This window comes from Microbacterium sp. UBA1097, assembly GCF_002313585.1.
Taxonomy (GTDB): domain Bacteria; phylum Actinomycetota; class Actinomycetes; order Actinomycetales; family Microbacteriaceae; genus Microbacterium.
Map to the genome: position 1 here is coordinate 59,527 of NZ_DCBW01000016.1, position 306 is coordinate 59,832.

Annotated in this window: 1 pseudogene; it reads right to left on the reverse strand. The window is 64.7% G+C overall.

The features are described from left to right. Positions 1-306 (reverse strand): annotated as a pseudogene (locus tag B4F19_RS04425) (hypothetical protein); the annotation flags it as partial.

Here is a 306-nt window from a genome sequence, read left to right on the forward strand (position 1 = left end):
CCTTGGAATTGTTGCGTGTAGTTGCCGTTGGTGGGGTTGGCGGAGGGGGCGCTGGTGGGGTAACCGAGGATGTTGTATTCGCGTCCCCAGTCTGACCAGACGCGGACGACCTCGCGGGGTAGCGCGAAGGTGCCTGCGTTGCTTTGGACGATCCATCCGCCGTCGTAGGGGCGGTAGCAGTTGCCGCCGTTGAGGGTGCATAGGGGGCCGGCTGATTGAGTAGCGCCGAGCCAGGTGTTGGCCAACGCGGTACCGACCCAGGGATCGGTCGAGGAGGTGAGTCTGCCTTGCCCGTTGGTGACGGTG